General features: G+C 43.5%; 1 protein-coding gene. It reads left to right on the plus strand.

Annotated elements, in window-relative coordinates; all coding sequences use genetic code 11:
• The first annotated feature begins 281 nt into the window (after positions 1–281).
• Entirely contained in the window at positions 282–950 is a 669-nt protein-coding gene (locus tag V7149_RS20945) for a Type 1 glutamine amidotransferase-like domain-containing protein (RefSeq protein WP_335347530.1), read from the plus strand.
• The last annotated feature ends 320 nt before the right edge of the window (positions 951–1270 follow it).

Below are 1270 nucleotides of genomic sequence, written 5' to 3' on the forward strand. Positions count from 1 at the left end.
GGGCCATTTAATGGAATAACTCTTTATAGAAAAGTGGAAATTGTGAAGAACTGTACTTAAGCTAACAGGCAGAATAGTTGAACAAGGATTTATATAAGTTTTGTAGAATTGTAAAGTATAGGACAGATTGAGCTTCACCAGGTATTCGAATAGACAAATAAGCTGAACATCGGATTAACAATAATTCAATTGAAGTGTTCTAATCATTCATAAAGCTAGGGTTGCTATCTTAGAAGTAAGAACAGACTTGACAGTACCAAACAAAGACAAGGAGTGAAGTTATGAAATTTCTGCTTACATCTGGAGGCATCAATAACAAAAGCATACACGACGCGCTGGTTGACATGCTGGGCAAGCCGATTGCTGACTCCAACGCCCTGTGCATCCCCACTGCGATGTATGGACACCCTTGGGTTGGCCCTGGCGTTAAAGCCTGGCAGTTCATCAGTGGGAAAGAAGAGAATCCCATGGTCGACCTCGGTTGGAAATCCGTCGGCGTGTTGGAGCTCACAGCGCTTCCAAGCATCGACGAAAACCGCTGGATACCACTGGTTCAGGAGACAGATGTACTGCTGGTGTCAGGCGGCGACGCCCTTTACCTGTGCCACTGGATGCGTCAATCCGGGCTGGCAGACCTTTTACCATCACTGAACTCAGTCTATGTGGGAATGAGTGCTGGGAGCATGGTGTTGGCACCTAACATAGGGGAATATTTCGTTGGCTGGACTCCACCAGGCGGTGGTGATGAAACACTGAGACTGGTTGATTTTTCAATCTTTCCGCACCTGGATCACGAGATGCTCCCGGGAAACACCATGGCTGCCGCAGAGAGATGGGCAGCCGGGATGCAGGGAACTGCGTATGCGATTGACGATCAAACCGCAATCAAAGTAATCGAAGGAGCGGTAGAAGTTTTATCCGAAGGGCATTGGAAACTGTTTACACCTTGATCATACTATACGCCCGTTTCTTGGTATAATCTCTTGGAATAGTGGGCTAGTTTGAAAATAAATAGAAACTTAATGGCGCGATTCTTCAATATAGAAGAATCGTTTTTTCTTACTCTACTAAAGGGAGCGATAATCCAAGAAGGATTATCGTTTCTTTATGTTGAACTCTATTGAAGTAACAGGGAGGATAGTTTAATTAGGCAAGCCTTACTTTGGGAAGGAAGTAAGGCTTTTTTGTAAATATTTGCACTCAAAATTTTAATCTTCTTAAATGTACCAACTTTGTGAATCTTTTCACTTAAACTAAACCAGCTAATAGT

Source organism: Bacillus sp. JJ1503, from assembly GCF_036965125.1.
Classification (GTDB): Bacteria; Bacillota; Bacilli; order Bacillales; family Cytobacillaceae; genus Cytobacillus.

Bases quoted from the DNA above. Each gene is read 5' to 3' on its own strand.
- V7149_RS20945 (WP_335347530.1), top strand. From the start codon at position 282: ATGAAATTTCTGCTTACATCTGGAGGCATCAATAACAAAAGCATACAC.